This window comes from Kitasatospora sp. NPDC001159 (assembly GCF_053598235.1).
Genome location: NZ_JBSFJV010000027.1, coordinates 36,710 through 55,314, shown reverse-complemented (window position 1 = coordinate 55,314; position 18,605 = coordinate 36,710). Strand labels below are relative to the sequence as shown.

The window sequence follows — 18,605 nt, the reverse complement described above, 5'->3', positions numbered from 1 at the left end:
ACCATCCAGAGGTGCGGGTGGACGAACGCCCCTGCCGAGCGAAGCGAGGTGGGCGCATGAAGGCTCTTGCCGTGACCGTCTCCAACCGGGCCTCGGCCGGGGTCTACGAGGACAAGGGCGGTCCGCTGCTGGTGGCCGGCCTGACCGCGATGGGCTTCACCGCCGACGGCCCCCGGGTCGTCCCGGACGGCGAGCCGGTGGAGGCCGTCCTGCGCGAGGCCGTCGCCGCCGGGTACGACGTGGTGCTGACCACCGGCGGCACCGGCATCTCGCCGATGGACCTCACCCCCGAGATGACCGCCCGGGTGATCGACCGCCAGATCCCCGGCATCGCCGAGGCCATCCGTGCCTACGGCCGCGACAAGGTGCCGACCGCAGTACTCTCCCGCGGGCTCGCCGGGCTCGCCGGACGTACCCTGATCGTCAACCTGCCGGGCTCGACCGGCGGCGTCCAGGACGGCCTGGCCGTCCTGGAGCCGCTGCTCGCCCATGCCGTCGACCAACTCGGCGGCGGAGACCACCCACGGCCCGACGCACCAGCTTCCGGGAGAGCGCACTGAACGCCGGCTGGCCGGTAGAACTCCACGAGGGGGAGGTCACGCTGCGCCCGATCCGGGCCCGTGACCAGCGCGAGTGGCAGGAGGTGAGCCGCCGCAACCGGGACTGGCTGCGGCGGTGGGAGGCCACCGTGCCGCCCGGCGCGCCGGGCCGGGCGGCCGGGCCCCGCCCGACGTACCGGCAGATGGTCCGCTTCCTGCGCCACGAGGCCTCGGCCGGCCGGATGCTGCCCTTCGTGGTGCTCTACAAGGGCCAGCTGGTGGGGCAGTTGACCGTCGGCGGGATCACCTGGGGTTCGATGTGCTCGGCCAACGTCGGGTACTGGATCGACGAGGCGGTGGCCGGCCGGGGCATCATGCCGACCGCCGTGGCGCTTTCGGTGAACTACTGCTTCCACGCACTCGGGCTGCACCGGATCGAGGTCTGCATCCGCCCGGAGAACGGCCCGAGCCGACGGGTGGTGGAAAAGCTGGGCTTCCGCTCGGAGGGAATCCGCCCGCGCTATCTCCACATCGACGGCGACTGGCGGGACCACTTGGTCTACGCCCTGACCGCCGAGGAGGTCCCGGAGGGGATGCTGGAGCGATGGCGGGCACTCAGTTCTGAGCGCAACCCAGGTAATTGAATATATGTTCGAAAGAAATATCGATATGGCATCGGCGCGGTGGCGGACCGCCACAAATGCCAGCAAAATAGTCGGAGAATCAGCTTGATCACACGACACGCCGCGCCAAATTGCTGCCAGGCCTTCCCGGCGCCCGTACGGTGTGAATCGTGAGCAGTAGCGGCCTTATCTACGCCGTCATCGTAGGGGCCTGGGCCGCCTATCTGGTGCCGATGTGGCTCCGCAGGCAGGACGAACTCAACGAGGCGCGCCCGACGGAACGCTTCAGCACCGCCATCCGCCTGCTGGCCGGGCGTTCGGCGCTGGAGCGGCGGGCAGCCCGGGCCCTGGGCGACGAAGCGCGTGACGACGAGCACAGCAACGACGGTCCTCCCGCGAGGGACGAGGCCGCCTCCGACGACCCCGCCGCGCGGGAGCCCGAACCCCCCGCGGATCGTCCGGGCGAACGCCCGGCGCCCGCGCGGCCGGCCGGTGTCGAGCGCCGGGCGCGGCTGCTGGCCCGCCGGCGCCGAATGGTCACCGCCCTCTTCCTCGCCTTCGCGCTCGGCGCCGTGGTCGCGGCGGTGGCCGGGCTGGCCTTCCTCTGGGTCCCGGCGATCCCGGCGGTCCTCCTCACCCTCTACATCGGCCACCTGCGCAAGCTGGAGCGCCAGCGGTACGAGGTGAAACTGGACCGCGCCCGGGCCGCCCAGGCGGCCGAGCAGCTGCGGCGGCGCGAGCAGCAGCGGGCCGAGGCCCCGGCGGCCGGGCACGCCCCGGCCGAGGTCCCCGTCGACGCGGAGCCGGCCCCGGCCGCGCCCGCCGAGCAGCGGCCCGGCCGTCGCCCGCACCTGCGGCTGGCCGCCGACCCCGAGGAGGCCACCGTCCCGGTGTCCGCCTCCGCGGTGGCCGAGGCGACCGAGCACGAGGAGTGGGTCGACGGCATGCGCGAGCGCGGTGCGGCCGGCCCGGACTCCTGGGAGCCGGTGCCCGTCCCGCTGCCGACCTATGTCACCGCGCCGGTCGCCCCCCGGGTCTCCCGCGGCCTCGACCTGTCGGCCCCGGGCACCTGGACCGCCGGTCGCCCGACCGAGTCCCGCAACACCCCGCTGTTCGACCAGTACGCCGAGGCCCCGGCCCCGGAGACCCGCCCCCGCGCGGCCAACGAATGACCGTGACCACCCTCCGACCAGGAGGGTGGTCACAGACCCCCTCCGAAAGGTGCTAGAGTTTCTTCTCGTTGGGGCTGTGGCGCAGTCCGGTAGCGCACCTCGTTCGCATCGAGGGGGTCAGGGGTTCGAATCCCCTCAGCTCCACCCAACGGATCGACTCCGGTCGGTCCACCAAATCCCGCCGGGAGTCAACTCCCGGCGGGATTTCGCGTTTTGCGGCTCCGAAACCGATCCGAGCACCGGCAGTGGTGGAGGTCACAGGACCTTCCCGGGGGGCGGAAACTGACGTCGTTTGGGTCTCAGAGGGGTCGGTTATGGTGGTTGGGCCCAGACGCTGACGAGGGAACGATCTGGTCTATCTCAACGGGGTGCCATCGCGGTGCGCGAGTTCGGTCTGAAACGGTGGACGCGAGAGGCGGACCCGGAGGGGCCCGGCGGCCCGGCACCCGGAAGACCGAATTCCTGGACCGTGGCGGCGGCCTGCGCGGCGGCGGTGTCGCTGGCGGCGTTCGTCCTGGTGCGGCACCTGCACGGGGCGACCATGGTCGACATGCTGGTCTACCGGGCCGAGGGCCAGGCCGTGGTGAACGGCCAGGACCTGTACGCGATGCGGCTGCCCGGCTGGGACCTGCCGGCCACCTACCCGCCGTTCGCCGCGATGCTGTTCGTCCCGAGCACCTGGTTCGACGTGAGCGCCCTGCGCGTCCTGGTGATGCTTCTCAACTACGCGCTGCTCGCCCTGGCCGTCCACCTCTCCCTCCGGCTGGCCGGCTGGCCCCGGCGCACCCGCCCGGCCGCCGTGATCCTCGCGGCCGGCCTCGGCGTCTGGCTGGAGCCGGTGTACACCACCTTCCAGTACGGCCAGGTCAACCTCGGCATCCTCTGTCTGGTGCTGTGGGACCTGACCCGCTCGGACCGCAGCCGGTTCAAGGGCGTGGGCATCGGGCTCGCCACCGCCATCAAGATCACCCCCGGCCTGTTCGCCGTCTACCTGCTCCTGACCGGGCGGGTCCGGGCCGGCCTGGTCTCGATCGGCACCTTCCTGGGCGCCGGCCTGATCGGCTGGATCGCGCTGCCGGAAGCCTCGTACGGGTTCTGGAGCACCTACCTCTGGGACCCGAGCCGGGTCGGAGTCACCGTCCTGGTGGACAACCAGTCGCTGCGCGGGGCCGTCTGCCGGCTGCTCGACGTCAACGACCCCGGCCTGGTCGGGGTGATCGCCTCCGCGCTGGTCGGTGCGCTCGGGCTCGGGGTGGCCGTGCTGGCCGGGCGCTCCGCCCGGGTGCTGCGCCGGGCCGACGCCTGGGGCGCCGTCTGCGCGGCCTTCACCGCGCTGCTGGTCTCCCCGATCAGCTGGACCCACCACTGGGTCTGGTGCATCCCGCTGATCGCCCTGCTCGTGGTGGAGGCCAGGACCAGGGCCCGGCAGGCGCTGCTGGCCGTGACGCTGCTGGTGTTCCTCTCCCACGTGATGTGGACGGTCCCGCACCGCTGGGGCCGCGGGGTCGCCTGGTACTGGCAGCTGCCCGGCTCGGTCTACCCGCCGCTCGGCATCGCCGTGCTGGCCGTCGTCGGACTGCGGCTCTACCGCGCCTGGCGCGAGGCCGTCGACGCCTCGGCCGGCGCTTGGGCGCTGCTGGGGCCTGTCCGGGGCGCCGAGCCCGACCGTGATCCCGCCCTGACCAATCGGACCTGACGGATCAGAGTCGACGTGACCACCCAGACCGCAACCCCGTCACCACCCCGGGCCGCCGTACCCGTCGCCCGCCGGGCGGCCGCCGCCCTGGGCTCGCCAGCGGCCGCCGCCCTGGGCTCGCCGGCCCGCCGTACCGTGCTGCTCAGCGTGCTCTGCTTCGCGGTGGTGTGCGCCATCGGCCTGCAGGGCTGGGCCTCCGTCTCGCTCGGCGGCTTCGACCTCGGCATCTTCGACCAGGGGGTGCGCGGCTACGCCCACTTCGGGCTGCCGGTCTCGACGCTGAAGAGCTACCACCACGAGTTCCCGCCCGGGTTCTCCCTGCTGGGCGACCACTTCTCCCCGGTACTGGCGCTGCTCGCCCCGCTCTACTGGATCTGGGACGACCCGCGCTCGCTGATCATCGGGCAGGCGCTGCTGTTCGCGCTCGGGGTGCCGTTGATCCGGCGGATCGCCGCGCACTGCTTCGCCGCCGCCGAGCCGCGCACCGCCCGGCGGGCGGCCGACCTGGCCGGGCTGGTCTACGCGCTCGGCTGGCCGCTGCTGGTCGCCGCCCGGGTCGGTTTCCACGAGGTGGCGTTCGCCGTCCCGCTCACCCTGCTGATGCTGGAGCGCGGCCTGGCCCGCCGGTACGCCACGGTGGTGCTCGCCGCGGTGCTGCTGTGCTGCACCAAGGAGGACATGGGCCTCATGGTCGGCGCGTACGGCCTGGTGCTGCTGTTGCGCACCCGCCGTACCGGGGACAGCGCCGGTCGCTTCACCGGGCTCGGGCTGCTGCTGGGCGGGCCGCTCGCCGCGGCGGTGGCGATCAAGTGGCTGATCCCGGTGATGGGCGGGGAGCCGGGCTACTACTGGAACTACGCGGCGCTCGGCGCCGACGGCGGCGACGCGCTCAAGCACCTGCTGCACAACCCGTTCCTGCTGGTGCAGACCGCGTTCGACCAGCCGCTCAAGCCACTGCTGCTGCTCTGGCTGTTCGGCACGATGTTCTTGCTGCCGCTGCGCTCCGCCACCGCGCTGTGCGCGCTGCCGCTGCTGGCCGAGCGGATCCTCTCCAGCAACCCCAACCACTGGTCGATCGCCCGGCACTACGACTCGATGCTCTGGCCGATCCTGCTGACCGCGACGATCGAGGTGCTGGGCCGGCTGAGCAGCACCGAGCGGCCCGAGCCCACCCGGCGGCGGGCCCGGCTGCTGGGCCTGGGCACGGCCGGGGTGGCGCTGGTGGCGGCCGTACCGATCGGGCTGCTGCAGCTCGCGGTGCCGTCCTCCTGGGAGCCCAAGGCGAGCGAGGCGGCGCTGGTCCGGGCCGCCGCGCTGATCCCGGACGGGGCCTCGGTGGAGGCGGACAACCAGATCGCGCCGAGGCTGACCGCCCGGGCGGACGTGGTGCTGGTGGACGGGACGCCGCGCGGGCGCGAGTACGTGCTCACCCGTTCCGACAAGCGGTCCTTCCCGTTCAAGACGGACAAGGAGCAGGCCGACCGGATCCAGCTGCTGCTGGCGCACGGCTACCGGCAGCTCTGGGCCGAGGACGGGGTGGTGCTGCTGCACCGCGAGGGCGGCGAGCCGGTGCCCGGCGAGCACGTGCCCGGGCCGGGCAGCAAGCCGGTCCAGGACGAGGTGCCGTCCGACGTGGGGCACAACCTGTTCAAGGGCTGACGGCTGCGCTCAGGTCTCCCGGACGATGACCACGGGGCAGGGCGCGTGGTGCAGGCAGTACTGGGCGACGGTGCCGAGCGGGGTGTCCGGCGGGGTGGAGTGGCCGCGGTTGCCGAGGACCAGCAGGGCGGCGCCGGTCGCGGCGGCGACCAGGGCGGGGCCGGGTGGCCCGGCCTTGAGGTGGCGGCGGAGCGGGACGGCGCGGTCGGCGGCGGCCTCGGCGAGTCGGGCCGTCTCGGCGAGGATGGCGGCGGCGCGCCGCTCGGGCCCGAAGCCGTCCAGGGCGGGCGGGACGAGGCCGTGCTCGCCGTAGAGGAAGGGGAAGTCCCAGACGGCCACCGCCTCCAGCGGGCCGCCGGTGAGGCCCGCCAGGCGGGCTGCCCAGCGGACGGCCGCGCGGGCGGGCCCGGAGCCGTCCACACCGACCACGATCCGGCCGTGCGGCTGCATGCCCTCATCGTCGCAGACCTGCCCCCCCGAGCCGAAGGGCGCGCCGCTGCCGAAAGGCACGAGCGCCGGAGCGACGACCGTCGGCAGCGGGTCGGAGCACCCGGAGGCGAAGGGGGGAGTCACCGAGGGCCGGCCGGAACAGTCTCCGGCCGGCCCTCGCTCGAACGGGCTCGTTACGGGCGGTCGGCGTAGGAGCCGTGCTGGTGCGAGCCCTGGGGCGGGACGGCGCCGTAGTGACCGGGGCGCCGGCCGCGCGGGTGCCGGGTCAGGTGGTAGCCGAGGACTCCGGCCAGCGCGGCCAGGAAGCCGCCGCCGACGGTCCAGTACCAGCGGCTGTTCCAGCCGGAGAACCAGCCGGTGTACCAGTGCTCCTTCTGGGCCACCGGGGCCGCCGCCTTGGCGGTGCTCGCGCCGCCGTCGACCGGCGGGACCAGCGGGGCCTTGAGCTCGCCGCCCTCCGGCTGGGCGTTGTCCGCGTTGCCCTTGGAGCTGACGTGCAGCTGGGCGTTGGCAGCCAGGCCGAGGTCGGGCTGCGGGGCGTCGGTGACCGAGAGCCGGACGTAGTAGGTGCCGGGCAGCGGGTCGCCGGACCACGGCTCGGCCCAGGTGCGGACCTCGCGCAGGGTGCAGTCGAGCGTCAGGGTGGTGGTGTTCTGGTCGCCGGTGGCGTTCTGGGTGCCGGCGGTGCAGGCCTGGCGGCGGCGCAGCCCGTCGAAGACCTCGACGGTCCAGGTCTGCGGGCCGTGCCGGTCGGTCGCCGGGGCCAGGTTGACGGTCAGGTTGATCGTCGGGGTCTGGCCCTCGGCGGCGCCGAACGCCCAGTACAGGTAGTCGCCGGTGGAGGCGGCGACGTTGGCGTCCTGGCCGGGGGAGAGGTTGACCGCGGTCAGGAAGGAGGTCCCGGCCTTGGTCGCCGGGGCCGGGGTGCCGCTCGCGCTCGCCGAGGGCGACGGCGCGGCGGAGGCGGCCGGGGCGCCCAGCGCGAGGGCGGGCAGCAGGGCGAGGGCGGCGAGGGCGCCGCGGATCGTCGTACGCATGGTCAGTTCTCCCGCCAGACGGCGATGCGCCAGCGTGCGATCCAGCCGGAGACCAGGCCGAAGGCCAGGCCGGCCAGGGTGAGGGTGAGTAGCAGGATCCAGCCGCGGCCGAGGCCCATCGCGGCGCCCTCGGGGGCGGACGAGGAGGAGGCCAGGTCCACGGTCAGCTCCAGCGGCATGCCGGGGTCGGTGTGCACACCGGCCTGCGGGGCCAGCGAGTTGCTGACGACCAGGCAGACGGTGGTGTCCGGCTTGTCCTTGGACGAGGAGGTCGGGCTCGCCGTGACGTAGCCCTTGGAGTCGTTGGTGGACCAGCGCAGACCGGTGGAGATCACGTCCGTGCGGGTGCTGCCGGCGTCGGTGCCGCGGACGAGTTCCTGGCCGGTGGCGCTGGTGGCCTGCAGCAGGACGCCGTAGTCGCGGTTTACCGCGCGGTCGAGCGCCACGCTGACCGAGGCGCGCAGCTCCTGGCCCGCCTTGACCGGGACCTTGTAGACGCGGTGCTCGGAGAACTTCTCACGGTCGCTGTAGACGCCGGGCGTGAGCACCGGGGCGCTCTCGCACTTGTCGGTGCCGGAGGTCTTGACCGGGTTGACGGTGTAGGTGTCGTCGCTGCGGTCGATCAGCTGCTTCACCTTGTCGGTGAGCTGCTGCGGGGTGCGGACGTCGGTGTAGGTGCCGCCGGTCGCGTTGGCGATGCAGAGCAGCTGCTGGCGGGTCTTGTCGTCGTGCGCCAGGCCGAGGGTGTCGACCACCAGGTGGATGCCCTGGGCGGCGAGTTCGCGGGCCACGTCGCACGGGTCCGGCGGGGCGCAGTCGTCCTCGCCGTCGGTGATGAGGACGATCCGGCGGGTGGCGTCACCCTTGCCGAGGTCCTGGGCCGCGCCGCGCAGGGCCAGGCCGATCGGGGTCCAGCCGGTGGGGCGCAGGGTGGCGACCGCGGTCTTGGCCTCGACCTTGTTGGTCTTGCCGACGGGGAAGAGCTGCTTGGTGTCCTGGCAGCCGATGGTCTTGTCGTTGCCGGGGTAGGTGGCGCCGAGGGTGCGGATGCCGAACTCGGTCTCCGCGGGCAGCGCGTCGATCACCTCGTTCAGCGAGTTCTGGGCCACCGAGATGCGGCTCTTGCCCTGGATGTCGGTGGCGGTCATGGATCCGCTGACGTCCAGGATGAGGTCGACCCTGGGGGCCTCCTTGGGCGCGGGTGGGGCGCCGGCTGATGGTTCGTCGGCGTGGGCGGGCAGGCCGAGGAGCAGCGAGGCGCCCGTTATCGCCAGGGCGGCCAGCAGGCTGCCGAGCCTGGTCTTCGGTCGTCGTCCGGTAGTCACGCGCCAGATCCTAGGGATCATCAGTTCGTCAAGGCCAAACGAGACCGGACGGTGCACCTGCCCGCCCCGGGGTGAACTCCGGGGTGTGGAGAGGGATTACGGAGCGCTGTGCTCACGTCGGCCTTATCCGCGATGGATAGCCTTCAGCACGGTTCGGACGGAGGCGAGGCGTGATGGAGCTGACCGCGGTCGGCAAGCGGTACGGGCGGGGCGGACGGTGGATCCTGCGCGACGTCGATCTGGCCGTCGGGCCGGGGGAACTGGTGCGGATCGCCGGGACGAACGGCAGCGGCAAGTCGACGCTGCTGCGGCTGGCGGCCGGGATCGAGCGGCCGAGCACCGGCCGGGTGGTGCGGCCCGGGGCCGCGGCGTACGTGCCGGAGCGCTTCCCGCCGGCGCTGCCGTTCGACGCCGCCTCGTACCTGCTGCGGGTGGGCCGGGTGCACGGGCTGTCGGCGGAGGCGGCGCGGCGGCGGGCCGGGGAGTGGCTGGAGCGGTTCGGCATCGCGGACCGGGCGGGCACCCCGCTGAGCCGGCTCTCCAAGGGCACCTGCCAGAAGGTCGCGGTGGCGCAGGCACTGATCGCCGAGGCCCGGGTGCTGCTGCTGGACGAGGCCTGGACCGGGCTGGACCGGGAGGCCCGCGCGGTGCTGGACGAGGCGGCCGCCGAGCGGGCGGCGGCGGGCGGCACGGTGCTGTTCGTCGACCACGACCCGGCCCGGCTGGCCGGGCGGACCAGCGCCGCCTACCGGGTCGGTGGGGACGGCGAGCTGCGCCCGGCCGAGGAGGAGCCAGTGGACGATGGGCCGGTGGTGGCGGCGGGCGGACCGGTGATGGAGATCGAGGTGGACGTCCCGGAGGGCGTCCTGCTGCCGGAGCGGCTGCCCGGGGCGCCGGAGCTGACCGCGCTGGACGGGACGGCGGTGCGGCTGGCGGTGTCGGCCGCCCACTCGGACGCGCTGCTGCGCGGCCTGCTGCTCGGCCGCCCGGCCGTACGGGTGCTGGCGGTGCGTCGACGGGGGGAGGAGCGGTGAGGCAGGTCGGGGCACTGACCCGGTACCACCTGGAGCTGCTGCTGCGCTCGCACGCCTGGCTGCCGCCCTTCCTGACGTTCACCCTGCTGCTGGTGATCGGGGTGACGGCGGGCGATCCGCTGCTGGGCGGGCTGGGCTACGGCGCGGGGGTGCTGCTGCCGGTGAGCGCCTGGTACGTGCGCGGCGCGCTGACCGCCGAGCCGCCGGCCTCGCGAGCCTGCCTGGTCGCGGTGGCGGGTCCGGTGCGGGTGCACCTGGGCGCGCTGCTGGCGGCGCTGACGGCCGCTCTGGTGCTGGCGGTGGGCCAGGTGACGGTGCTGTGGTGGGTCAGCGGCGCGGTGGCCGATCCGGGGGCGCAGCGGGATCCGGACGTCGCGCGGGCGCTGCTGGCGGGGCTGTCGACCTCGGTGGTCTGTGTGCTGCTGGGGGTGCTGGCCGGGGCGCTGGGCAACCGTCCGGTGCTGGGCCGCTCGCCGTACGGGATTCCGGCGGCGCTGGGGTTGTCCGTGCTGGCGCTGGTGGTGCCGTTCTCGCCGGCCAACGCGGCGGTGCGCGCACTGGTGACCGCCGCGCGGACCGGGCAGGTCGCGGTGCCCTGGGTCGAACTGCTGCTCTCCGTCGCCCTGCTGGCCGTGGCCGGGGCCGGGGTGGCGGCCCTGGCCGGCCGGCGGGCGGAGTGAGGCCTGCGGATGAATTCCGGCAATGGCGGACACACCGTGGCGAAGAGCCAATAAATATGGATAGTGCTCGTTAGGGTGACGAACCAGGGCGCTGGCGCCGCCGCACCGGCTCCCTGTGCCGGTCCGCCCCGATCGGCATCCCCGCCTCCCCCAGGACGGTCCGTGGCGACACCCTCCGCCGTGACGAGATCCGCCGCGCGGCCCGCCCGGCCGGCGCCGACCGGGCGCACCACCGAGCTGGTGCTGGTGCTGACCGCCGTCCTGGCGGCGGTGTTCGGCTACGTCGAGGTCGGCGTCAACCTGGACGGCACGGCGCCGGCCGGCGCGGCCCCCGAGGTCGCGTACGGGGCCGGCGCCGTGCTGGGTGTGCTGGCCCTCGTGGCGCACGCCGTCATCCGGTGGCGGGCCCGGTACGCGGACCCGCTGTTGCTGCCGATCGCCGTGCTGCTCAACGGGATCGGGCTGGTGGTGATCCACCGCCTCGACCGGGCCACCCCGGGCCGGGCCGCCGCCTCCACCCAGCTGCTCTGGTCGAGCCTGGGGGTGGCGCTGTTCATCGCCGTGGTGCTGCTGGTGCGAGACCACCGGCGGCTGCAGCGCTACGCCCACGTCGGGGCGCTGGTGGCGCTGGTCCTGCTGGTGCTGCCGATCTTCTTCCCGCCGGTGTACGGCTCGCGGATCTGGATCGTCGTCGGGCCGCTCTCCTTCCAGCCGGGAGAGCTCGCCAAGATCCTGCTGGCCGTCTTCTTCGCCGCCTACCTGGCGGTGCACCGGGACGCGCTGGCGCTCACCGGCCGTCGGGTCTGGCGCTGGAAACTGCCGCGCGGGCGGGTGCTCGGGCCGGTGCTGATGATCTGGGCGGCCTTCGTCGGGGTGCTGGTGCTGGAGACCGACCTCGGTACCTCGCTGCTCTTCTTCGGCCTGTTCGTGGTGATGCTCTACGTGGCCACCGCCCGCACCGGCTGGATCGCGATCGGGCTGGGCCTGGCGGCGGTCGGCGCGGTGACGGTGGGCTGGCTCTCGCCGCACGTGCACAGCCGGGTGGTGGACTGGCTGGACCCGCTGGGCTCGATCGCGGCGGGCAAGGGTGCCAACCAGATCGCCCAGTCGCTGTTCGCCTTCGCCTGGGGCGGCGAACTGGGCACCGGGCTGGGCAACGGGCACTCGGTGCTGATCGGCTTCGCCGCCAAGTCGGACTTCATCCTCGCCACCATCGGCGAGGAGCTCGGCCTGACCGGGCTGATCGCGGTGTTCCTGCTGTACGCGGTGCTGGTCTCGCGCGGCTTCCGGACCGGCATCGCGCTGCGCGACCCCTTCGGGCGGCTGCTGGCGATCGGGCTGGCGGCGATCGTCGGCCTGCAGGTGTTCGTGGTGGCGGGCGGGGTGCTGGCGCTGATCCCGCTGACCGGGATGACCATGCCGTTCATCGCCCAGGGCGGCTCCTCGGTGGTGACCAACTGGATCATCGTCGCGTTGCTGGTGCGCATGAGTGACGACGCCCGGCGGCCGACACCCGAGGTGGGCTGATGGCGCGGATCCGGCTCAGGGGGAACGGCCCGCAGGGGCTGCCCGGGATCTCGATCACCGGGCGGCGGGCGGCCACCTTCTGTCTGCTGCTGGTCGTGGCGCTGTGCGCGCAGGCCACCCGGGTGCAGGTGTTCGAGGCCGGGGACCTCGACCACAACAGCGCCAACCAGCGGCTCGCCATCGAGCGCTACGCCCAGCCGCGCGGGAACATCCTGGTCGGCGCCGAGACCGTCACCGGCTCCGCGGCCACCGGCGGCCGGTACGCGTACAAGCGCACCTACACCGACGGGCCGACCTACGCCGCCGTCACCGGCTTCGCCTCCCAGACGTACGGCAACACCCAGCTGGAGGGCACCGAGGACGCCCTGCTGACCGGCACCGACGGCCGGCTGACCGGCTGGTCGGTCTGGGACGCGATCGCCCGTCGGCAGAACCCCGGCGGGGACGTGTACACCACGATCGACCAAGCCGCCCAGCAGGCCGCGATGCGCGGGCTCGGCGGGCAGAAGGGCGCGGTGGCCGCGATCGAGCCGGCCACCGGACGGATCCTGGCGCTGGCCAGCACGCCCTCCTACGACCCGGGCAGCTTCGCCGGCTCCACCAAAGCCGACCAGACCGCCTGGAACCGGCTGCAGGCCGACACCGACCAGCCGATGCTCAACCGGGCGCTGCGCCAGACCTACCCGCCGGGCTCGACCTTCAAGGTGGTCACGGCCGCGGCCGCGCTCGCCGGCGGGGTGGTCACCGACCCGAACGCGCCGACCGGGGCGCCCTTCCCGTACGTGATGCCCGGGACGACCACGCCGCTGGTGAACGACAGCGCGGCCTGTGACGAGCCCGGCCAGTCGCTGGACGCCGCGATGACCGCCAGCTGCAACAGCGTCATGGGCTACCTCGGGGTGCAGACCGGGCTGGAGAGGATGGTGGCCACGGCCGAGGGCTTCGGCTTCAACGACCCGAAGCTGGACCTGCCGGTGCGCCCGGCCCGGTCCAACTTCGACACCGCGATGAACCAGTCGCAGCTGGCGCTCTCCTCGATCGGGCAGTTCGACACCGCGGCCACCCCGCTGGTGATGGCGATGGTCGCGGCCGGGGTCGCCAACAACGGGACGGTGATGCGTCCACAGCTCGTGGACAAGCTGACCAGGAGCGACGGCACCGTGGTGCAGCTGATGAAGCCGGCCGTGTACAAACGGGCGCTGACCCCGGCGGTGGCCGGGCAGGTGCAGGAGCTGATGACCGACGTGGTGGAGAACGGCGCCGGCGGCAACGCCCGGATCGCCGGGGCGGTGGTCGGCGGCAAGACCGGCACCGCTCAGCACGGGGTGGACAACAGCGGGACGCCGTACGCCTGGTTCATCTCCTGGGCCAGGCCGGCCGGCTCGGACGCGGTGCCGCCGGTCGCGGTGGCGGTGGTGGTCGCGGACAGTGACGCCACCGACGTCACCGGTGGCGCGCTGGCCGCGCCGATCGCCCGGGCGGTGATGCGGGCGGTGCTCGGCCGCTGACCCGATATGGCCGCTGACCTGGCCTTCTATCCGATGTCCGGCAAGTCCGCCGTGTGCGAAGTGTCTGGTTTGTTATCTGTGGTGCGCCGGTTCGTACAATGCGCCGATCAAGACTGTTCGTTTGCGACACTGGTGCATTCGCGGGGTACTGTCCCATGTTTGTTCGGTTGGTCCCGATGGCACCCCTTGGTGCCCGGGTGACCGGCTCGCTAGGACACCCTCCCTCGCCCAGAAGGACCGCAGTTTTGGCCAGCAACACCCTTGGTGCGCGTCTGCTGCGACGCAAGCCCGTCTCGACCCTGATCGCGGAGAGCGAGGGCCGCAGCGGCCTTCCGGCGGGCGCGCCCGAGGAGGGCGGACGCTCCGGCATCCACCTGCGCCGCTCCATCGGGCTCTGGCAGCTGTCCGCGATCGGCATCGGCGCCACCATCGGCACCGGCATCTTCTTCGTGCTCAACACCGCGGTCCCGGCGGCCGGCCCGGCCGTCATCCTGTCCTTCGTGATCGCCGCGGTCACCGCCGGACTCACCGCGCTCTGCTACGCCGAGATGGCCTCCGCGATCCCGGTCTCCGGCTCCTCGTACTCCTACGCCTACGCCACCCTCGGCGAGGGCGTCGCCTTCGGCGTCGGCATCTGCCTGCTGATGGAGTACGGCGTCTCCGCCTCCGCGATCGCGGTGAGCTGGGCCGAGTACCTCAACAAGTTCCTCGACCTGGCCTTCGGGGTCAAGATCCCCGAGCAGCTGTCCGGCGCCCCCGGTGGCGGTCACTGGTTCAATCTGCCGGCGCTGCTGCTGGTCGCGATGGTCTGCTTCCTGCTGATCCGCGGCGTCAGCGAGTCGGTGAAGGTCAACGCGGTCATGGTCGGGATCAAGATCCTGATCCTGCTGCTGTTCATCGGCGTCGCGCTCACCGGCTTCCACTCCGGCAACCTGACCCCGTTCATGCCGCTCGGCATCGGCGGCGTGCAGATCGCCGCGTCCAGCATCTTCTTCTCCTTCATCGGCCTGGACGCCGTGTCCACCGCCGGTGAGGAGGTCAAGAACCCGCGCCGCACCCTGCCGATGGCGATCATCATCTCGCTGGTCGTGGTGACCCTGCTCTACATCCTGGTCGCGCTGGCCGGCATCGGCGCCCAGCAGTGGAACAAGTTCGACGGCCAGGAGGCCGGCCTCGCCCAGATCCTCCAGGACATCACCGGCCAGAGCTGGCCCGCGATGGTCTTCGCGGTCGGCGCGATCATCTCGATCTTCAGCATCACCCTCGTGGTGATCTACGGCCAGACCCGCATCCTGTACTCGATGGGCCGCGACGGCATGCTGCCCAAGCGCTTCGCCCAGCTCTCCCCGCGCACCGGCACCCCGGTCTGGAACACCCTCGCGGTGGGCCTCGGCGTGGGCGCGCTGGCCGCCTTCATCCCGCTGGACGTCCTGGCCGACATCACCAGTCTGGGCACTCTCATCGCCTTCTCGGTGGTCTCGGTCGGCGTGATCGTCCTGCGCCGCACCCAGCCCGACCTGCCGCGCGGCTTCAAGGTCCCCGGCTACCCGGTCGTCCCGCTGCTCAGCGTCGGCTTCTGCATCTACCTGATCACGGGCCTGCACGCCGACACCTTCCGGGCCGGGGCGATCGCCCTCGCCGTCGCGGTGGTCGTCTACTTCGGCTACAGCATCAAGCACTCCCGGCTGGAGAAGGCCGAGCAGCAGGCCGTCCCGGTCGACACCAACGCCGGCTGACCAGGTCGTTACCCAATCGTGAAGGGCCGCCGCTCGGTACGACACCCGGCGGCCCTACGCGCGTAGCGCCACAACCCGCGCCGGACGCCATGGCGACAGGGCCCGGCCCGCACCCATAACCTTCCACCATGGTGAGCACCCGCACGCCCGGCTTCTCCCGCCCGCGCGGCCGCTTCACCGGCCGCGCCAGAACGCCGGCCCAGACCATCAGCGCCGAACGGCCGTCCAGACCCGGACGGCCACCGAGAGGCTTCTCCGCCCGGGCGTTCCCCCGGCAGCGTGGCGAGAGTACGTTTCCGCCCACGCTCGATCGGTGGAATCCCGCCCGGCTCGCCTCGCTGCGTTCCGTCCAGCTGCTCGGCTGTCTGATCGCGGCCGGCTGGGCCGCCGCCTTCCCGCTCGTCTCCGACCTGCCCAACCAGCGGCTGTGGGGCCTCGTCGCGGCCCCCGCCTACCTCCTGGCCGGCCTGTTCTGCCTCACCCTGCCGCGTCGCTACGCGCCCCAGGCGGCCGCCGCGGCAGGCCTCGCCGGCGCCGTGTTCGCACCGCTCGGACTGCTCGCCCTCACCGGCCGCCACCAGTCCGAGGTCATGGTGGTCGAACGCTCGGCCCACCTCCTGCTCACCACCGGTGACGCGTACCTGCCGCACCCGGTCGTGGTCACCGACTACAACCCGTACCTGCCGGCGATGGCCCTGTTCGGGCTGCCGCGCCAGCTGCTCGGCAACTCCACCGCCTTCGCCCGGGTCGCCGGGGACGCCCGGATCTGGTTCGCCCTCACCTTCGTCGCCTGCCTGCTGGGCGCCTGGCGGCTGCTGCGGCCCACCCGCCCCGGCAGCAGCGACCCGCGCGCGCCGCTGCTGCCGCTAGCCGTCCTCACCGCCTCGCCGCTGATAGCGCTCGCCCTGGCCGTCGGCGGGGTCGACCTGCCGCTGATCGGCGTCTGCTGCCTGGCCATGGCGCTCGCCGAGCGGGACCGCGCGGTCGGCGCCGGACTGGTGCTCGCCCTCGCCTGCAGCCTCAAATGGACCGCGTGGCCGGCCCTGCCGGTCGCCGTCCTGCTGCTCTGGCGGCTCTACGGCCGAAGGCCCGCCACCCGCACCGCACTGATCGGGGTCGGGGTGAGCGCGGCGGTGATCCTGCCGTCCGTCCTGACCCAGGCCGACCAGCTGCGCGACCAGGTGGTGCGCTTCCCGCTCGGGATGACCGCGATCCGCACCCCGGCCGGCAGCCCGCTGCCCGGCAAGGTGCTGGCAGGGTTCGGCCCGACCGGGCACTCCATCTCGCTGGCGCTGATGACGGTGGCCCTGATCGGGGTGGCGATCTGGCTGCTGGCCCGGCCGCCGGTCTCCGCGATCGCCGCCGCCGACCTGCTGGCCGCGGGGCTCGCGATCGCCTTCACGCTCGCCCCGGCCGGGCGGTTCGGGTACCTGGCGCTGCCGGCCGTCCTGGTGATCTGGCCCCGGCTGGCCGCCCGGCGGTGGAGCAGCCGCCGCCAGATCCCGCCCCGACCGCTGCCGGATCCGGCGGAGCCCGCCCTGCCGCGACGCTGAGCGGGCGGACCCGCCCGCCCCGGAACGCACCGGCGCCCGCTCAGCCTTCTCGGCTGAGCGGGCGCGTGACTCGCCCGCTCGCCTCCGGGCGCTCGGATCCGGTGCCGACGGTCGGCGCTCCGGCGCTCGTGCCTCGCTGGTCCTTTCTCCCTGTCGGCACCGGCTCTCCCTGTCGGCACCGGCGCGCCCTTCGGCCCGGGGCGGGCGCGTGGGGGTCAGTGGCCGCCCGCCGCCTTGAGCAGCGAGGCGACCGCCGGGCCGGCCGCGTCGACGCCGTGGCCGCCGCCCTGGACCTCGGCGGCGACCGCGAGGTTGCCGCGGAAGGCGGTGAACCAGCTGTTGGTGGTGGACGCGCCCTGGACCTCGGCGGAGCCGGTCTTGGCGCCCGCGTTGTCGGTGATCCCGGCCATCACGTCCTTGGCCGTGCCGCCGACGGCGGTGGCGTTCATCATCGCGCGCAGCTTGGCGGCGACGTCCGGCGAGATCTGGCGGGCTGCCTGCTGCTGCGGCAGGCCGGCGACCAGGATCGGCTGCTTGAACGCGCCGCTCTGGACGGTCGCCGTGATCGAGGCGATGGCCAGCGGGTTCATCTGGACCTTGCCCTGGCCGATGTAGTTCATGGCCTGCTCGTCCTTGCTGCCCGGGGTGGCCGGGATCTTGCCGTCGGCGTTCGGCAGGCCGGTCTTCCACTCCAGGCCGATGCCGTACACGTCCTTGGCCGTGCTGGAGAGCGTCTCGGGCTTGAGGCTGGTCAGGCCCTGGTTGATGAAGGCCGTGTTGCAGGACACCATGAAGTCCTGCTGCAGCGTGTTGTTCGGGAAGGCGCCCGGGAAGTCGTTCGGGATCGCCACCGGGTTGCTGCTTTTCTCCGGGCAGGCCACCGTGCTGTCCGGGTTGATCCCGGCCTCCAGCAGGGCCGTCGAAGTGACGATCTTCATCGTCGAGCCGGGGGCGAGCAGGCCGGCGAAGGCCCGGTTCTGGCCGTTGGCCGGGGCGTTGGCGAAGGCCAGGACCTGGCCGGTGCTCGGCTCGATCGCGACGATCGAGCCGTTCTTGCCGCCCAGGTCGGTCATCGCCTTCTCGGCGGCGGCCTGGATGGTGTTGTCGATGGTCACCTTGAACGGCTTGCCGGGCTTCGGCTCGACGATGGTGAACAGCTTGTCGGCGGCGGTCTTGCCGGACGGGTCCGTGATCACCACCGCGCTGCCCGCGTCCTGGTCCTTGTTCGGGTCCGGCGGCAGCAGCTTGCGGGCGTTGTCCTGCAGGGTGCTCATCAGCGCCGGGGTCAGCGAGGCGCCCTGCAGCGGCTTGCCGTTGCGGTCCACCACGGTGGACGGCGGGGAGAAGACCTGCTGGGTGGCGATCGTCTCGCTGCCGGACAGGTGCGGGTGGATCACCGAGGGCGCCCAGTGCACGGCCGGGGTGTTGTCGCTCATCTTCACGACGCCCAGGAAGCCGTTGTAGTCCCAGACCCGGCTGGTGCCCTCGAACTCGGCGCGGGCCTTGAAGCCCATCAGCACGCCGGTGGGCCCGGGGGTGGCGGAGGCGGACGGCGAGTCGGTGGCGCCGGGGGTGCCGGTCGCGGACGGGGTCGCCGAGGCCGCGCCGGTGGGCTTGGCCGGGGTGGGGGTGCCGGTGGCCGAGGCGAAGGCCTGCGGGGTGGCCGGACCGGCCGGGGTCAGGGTCAGCGCGCTCGGCTTCACCTGGTCCTTGAAGGCCGTCAGCGCCGTGGTGGCCGCGGCCGGGTCGTCCGTCAGCGAGGCCGCTTTGGCGATGTCGCCGGACGCCCAGGCCGCCAGGAAGTCCTTCGCGCCGTTCGCCGCCTGATCTGCCGTGGGGGGTTCGGCGACCACCGTCCGCGGCTTCTTGCCGTCGGAGGACCCGGAGTCCGAGCCGCCCATCAGGCTGTACGCGCCGTAGCCGCCGCCCGCGAGGACGACGATGGACACGCCGGTGATGATGCCGATCTTCGCGCCACTGCGCATGGTGCAGTTCCCCCAGGGGTCTCGCGGCCGGGCGCCGCCGGCCGGGGGCCGGAAACGCGGTACGCCCCCACCCTAGGCAGG

15 protein-coding genes and 1 tRNA gene are annotated in these 18,605 nt (G+C 73.2%); 12 read left to right on the top strand and 4 right to left on the bottom strand.

Going from position 1 to position 18,605, the window contains the following annotated elements; genetic code table 11:
- Positions 1-56: 56 nt before the first annotated feature.
- The 6 genes from ACWC9T_RS16575 to ACWC9T_RS16550 all read left to right on the top strand — a co-directional run bounded on the left by ACWC9T_RS16575 (position 57) and on the right by ACWC9T_RS16550 (position 5,689).
- Positions 57-560, top strand: a complete 504-nt coding sequence (locus ACWC9T_RS16575; protein ID WP_449821755.1) for a MogA/MoaB family molybdenum cofactor biosynthesis protein — start codon at positions 57-59, stop codon at positions 558-560.
- The gene (locus tag ACWC9T_RS16570; protein ID WP_449821785.1) at positions 557-1,183 is read left to right on the top strand and encodes a GNAT family N-acetyltransferase; all 627 of its coding nucleotides are present in this window, start codon (positions 557-559) and stop codon (positions 1,181-1,183) included. Before ACWC9T_RS16575 ends, ACWC9T_RS16570 begins: the two co-directional genes overlap by 4 nt.
- Positions 1,184-1,332: 149 nt before the next feature.
- On the top strand, positions 1,333-2,334 hold the full coding sequence (gene sepX / locus ACWC9T_RS16565) for a divisome protein SepX/GlpR (protein ID WP_449821754.1): 1,002 nt from the start codon (positions 1,333-1,335) through the stop codon (positions 2,332-2,334).
- A 70-nt stretch (positions 2,335-2,404) separates the two neighbouring features.
- Positions 2,405-2,478 (top strand) — tRNA-Ala (locus tag ACWC9T_RS16560).
- 325 nt (positions 2,479-2,803) lie between these two features.
- Positions 2,804-4,030, top strand: a complete 1,227-nt coding sequence (locus tag ACWC9T_RS16555; protein WP_449821753.1) for a glycosyltransferase 87 family protein — start codon at positions 2,804-2,806, stop codon at positions 4,028-4,030.
- A gap of 15 nt (positions 4,031-4,045) precedes the next feature.
- On the top strand, positions 4,046-5,689 hold the full coding sequence (locus ACWC9T_RS16550; protein WP_449821752.1) for a DUF2079 domain-containing protein: 1,644 nt from the start codon (positions 4,046-4,048) through the stop codon (positions 5,687-5,689).
- Positions 5,690-5,698: 9 nt separating this feature from the next.
- On the opposite strand, the gene ACWC9T_RS16545 is transcribed toward ACWC9T_RS16550, so the two are convergent.
- The 3 genes from ACWC9T_RS16545 to ACWC9T_RS16535 form a co-directional block, all read right to left on the bottom strand.
- On the bottom strand, positions 5,699-6,139 hold the full coding sequence (locus ACWC9T_RS16545; protein WP_449821751.1) for a universal stress protein: 441 nt from the start codon (positions 6,137-6,139) through the stop codon (positions 5,699-5,701).
- Between the two features lie 173 nt (positions 6,140-6,312).
- Positions 6,313-7,176 (bottom strand): peptidase, encoded by an 864-nt coding sequence (locus ACWC9T_RS16540; RefSeq protein ID WP_449821750.1) that lies wholly within the window; start codon positions 7,174-7,176, stop codon positions 6,313-6,315.
- Between the two features lie 2 nt (positions 7,177-7,178).
- Positions 7,179-8,501 (bottom strand): VWA domain-containing protein, encoded by a 1,323-nt coding sequence (locus ACWC9T_RS16535; protein ID WP_449821749.1) that lies wholly within the window; start codon positions 8,499-8,501, stop codon positions 7,179-7,181.
- 173 nt (positions 8,502-8,674) lie between these two features.
- Between ACWC9T_RS16535 and ACWC9T_RS16530 the strand changes: the two genes are divergently transcribed.
- The 6 genes from ACWC9T_RS16530 to ACWC9T_RS16505 all read left to right on the top strand — a co-directional run bounded on the left by ACWC9T_RS16530 (position 8,675) and on the right by ACWC9T_RS16505 (position 16,539).
- Positions 8,675-9,535 (top strand): ABC transporter ATP-binding protein, encoded by an 861-nt coding sequence (locus tag ACWC9T_RS16530; RefSeq protein ID WP_449821784.1) that lies wholly within the window; start codon positions 8,675-8,677, stop codon positions 9,533-9,535.
- Positions 9,532-10,215 carry an ABC transporter gene (locus tag ACWC9T_RS16525; protein ID WP_449821748.1) on the top strand — a complete coding sequence of 228 codons (684 nt, stop codon included), beginning with the start codon at positions 9,532-9,534 and terminating at the stop codon, positions 10,213-10,215. The genes ACWC9T_RS16530 and ACWC9T_RS16525 overlap by 4 nt, the downstream gene beginning before the upstream one ends.
- Before the next feature lie 180 nt (positions 10,216-10,395).
- Positions 10,396-11,742: an FtsW/RodA/SpoVE family cell cycle protein gene (locus ACWC9T_RS16520; protein WP_449821747.1), complete on the top strand. Its 1,347-nt coding sequence runs from the start codon at positions 10,396-10,398 to the stop codon at positions 11,740-11,742.
- Positions 11,742-13,250 (top strand): penicillin-binding transpeptidase domain-containing protein, encoded by a 1,509-nt coding sequence (locus ACWC9T_RS16515; RefSeq protein ID WP_449821746.1) that lies wholly within the window; start codon positions 11,742-11,744, stop codon positions 13,248-13,250. The genes ACWC9T_RS16520 and ACWC9T_RS16515 overlap by 1 nt, the downstream gene beginning before the upstream one ends.
- A 176-nt stretch (positions 13,251-13,426) precedes the next feature.
- Positions 13,427-14,986 carry an amino acid permease gene (locus tag ACWC9T_RS16510; protein WP_449821745.1) on the top strand — a complete coding sequence of 520 codons (1,560 nt, stop codon included), beginning with the start codon at positions 13,427-13,429 and terminating at the stop codon, positions 14,984-14,986.
- A gap of 128 nt (positions 14,987-15,114) precedes the next feature.
- The gene (locus tag ACWC9T_RS16505; protein ID WP_449821744.1) at positions 15,115-16,539 is read left to right on the top strand and encodes a glycosyltransferase 87 family protein; all 1,425 of its coding nucleotides are present in this window, start codon (positions 15,115-15,117) and stop codon (positions 16,537-16,539) included.
- Positions 16,540-16,754: 215 nt separating this feature from the next.
- Here the strand turns inward: ACWC9T_RS16505 and ACWC9T_RS16500 are convergent, their stop codons facing one another.
- Positions 16,755-18,524 carry a penicillin-binding transpeptidase domain-containing protein gene (locus ACWC9T_RS16500; protein ID WP_449821743.1) on the bottom strand — a complete coding sequence of 590 codons (1,770 nt, stop codon included), beginning with the start codon at positions 18,522-18,524 and terminating at the stop codon, positions 16,755-16,757.
- Positions 18,525-18,605 lie beyond the last annotated feature (81 nt).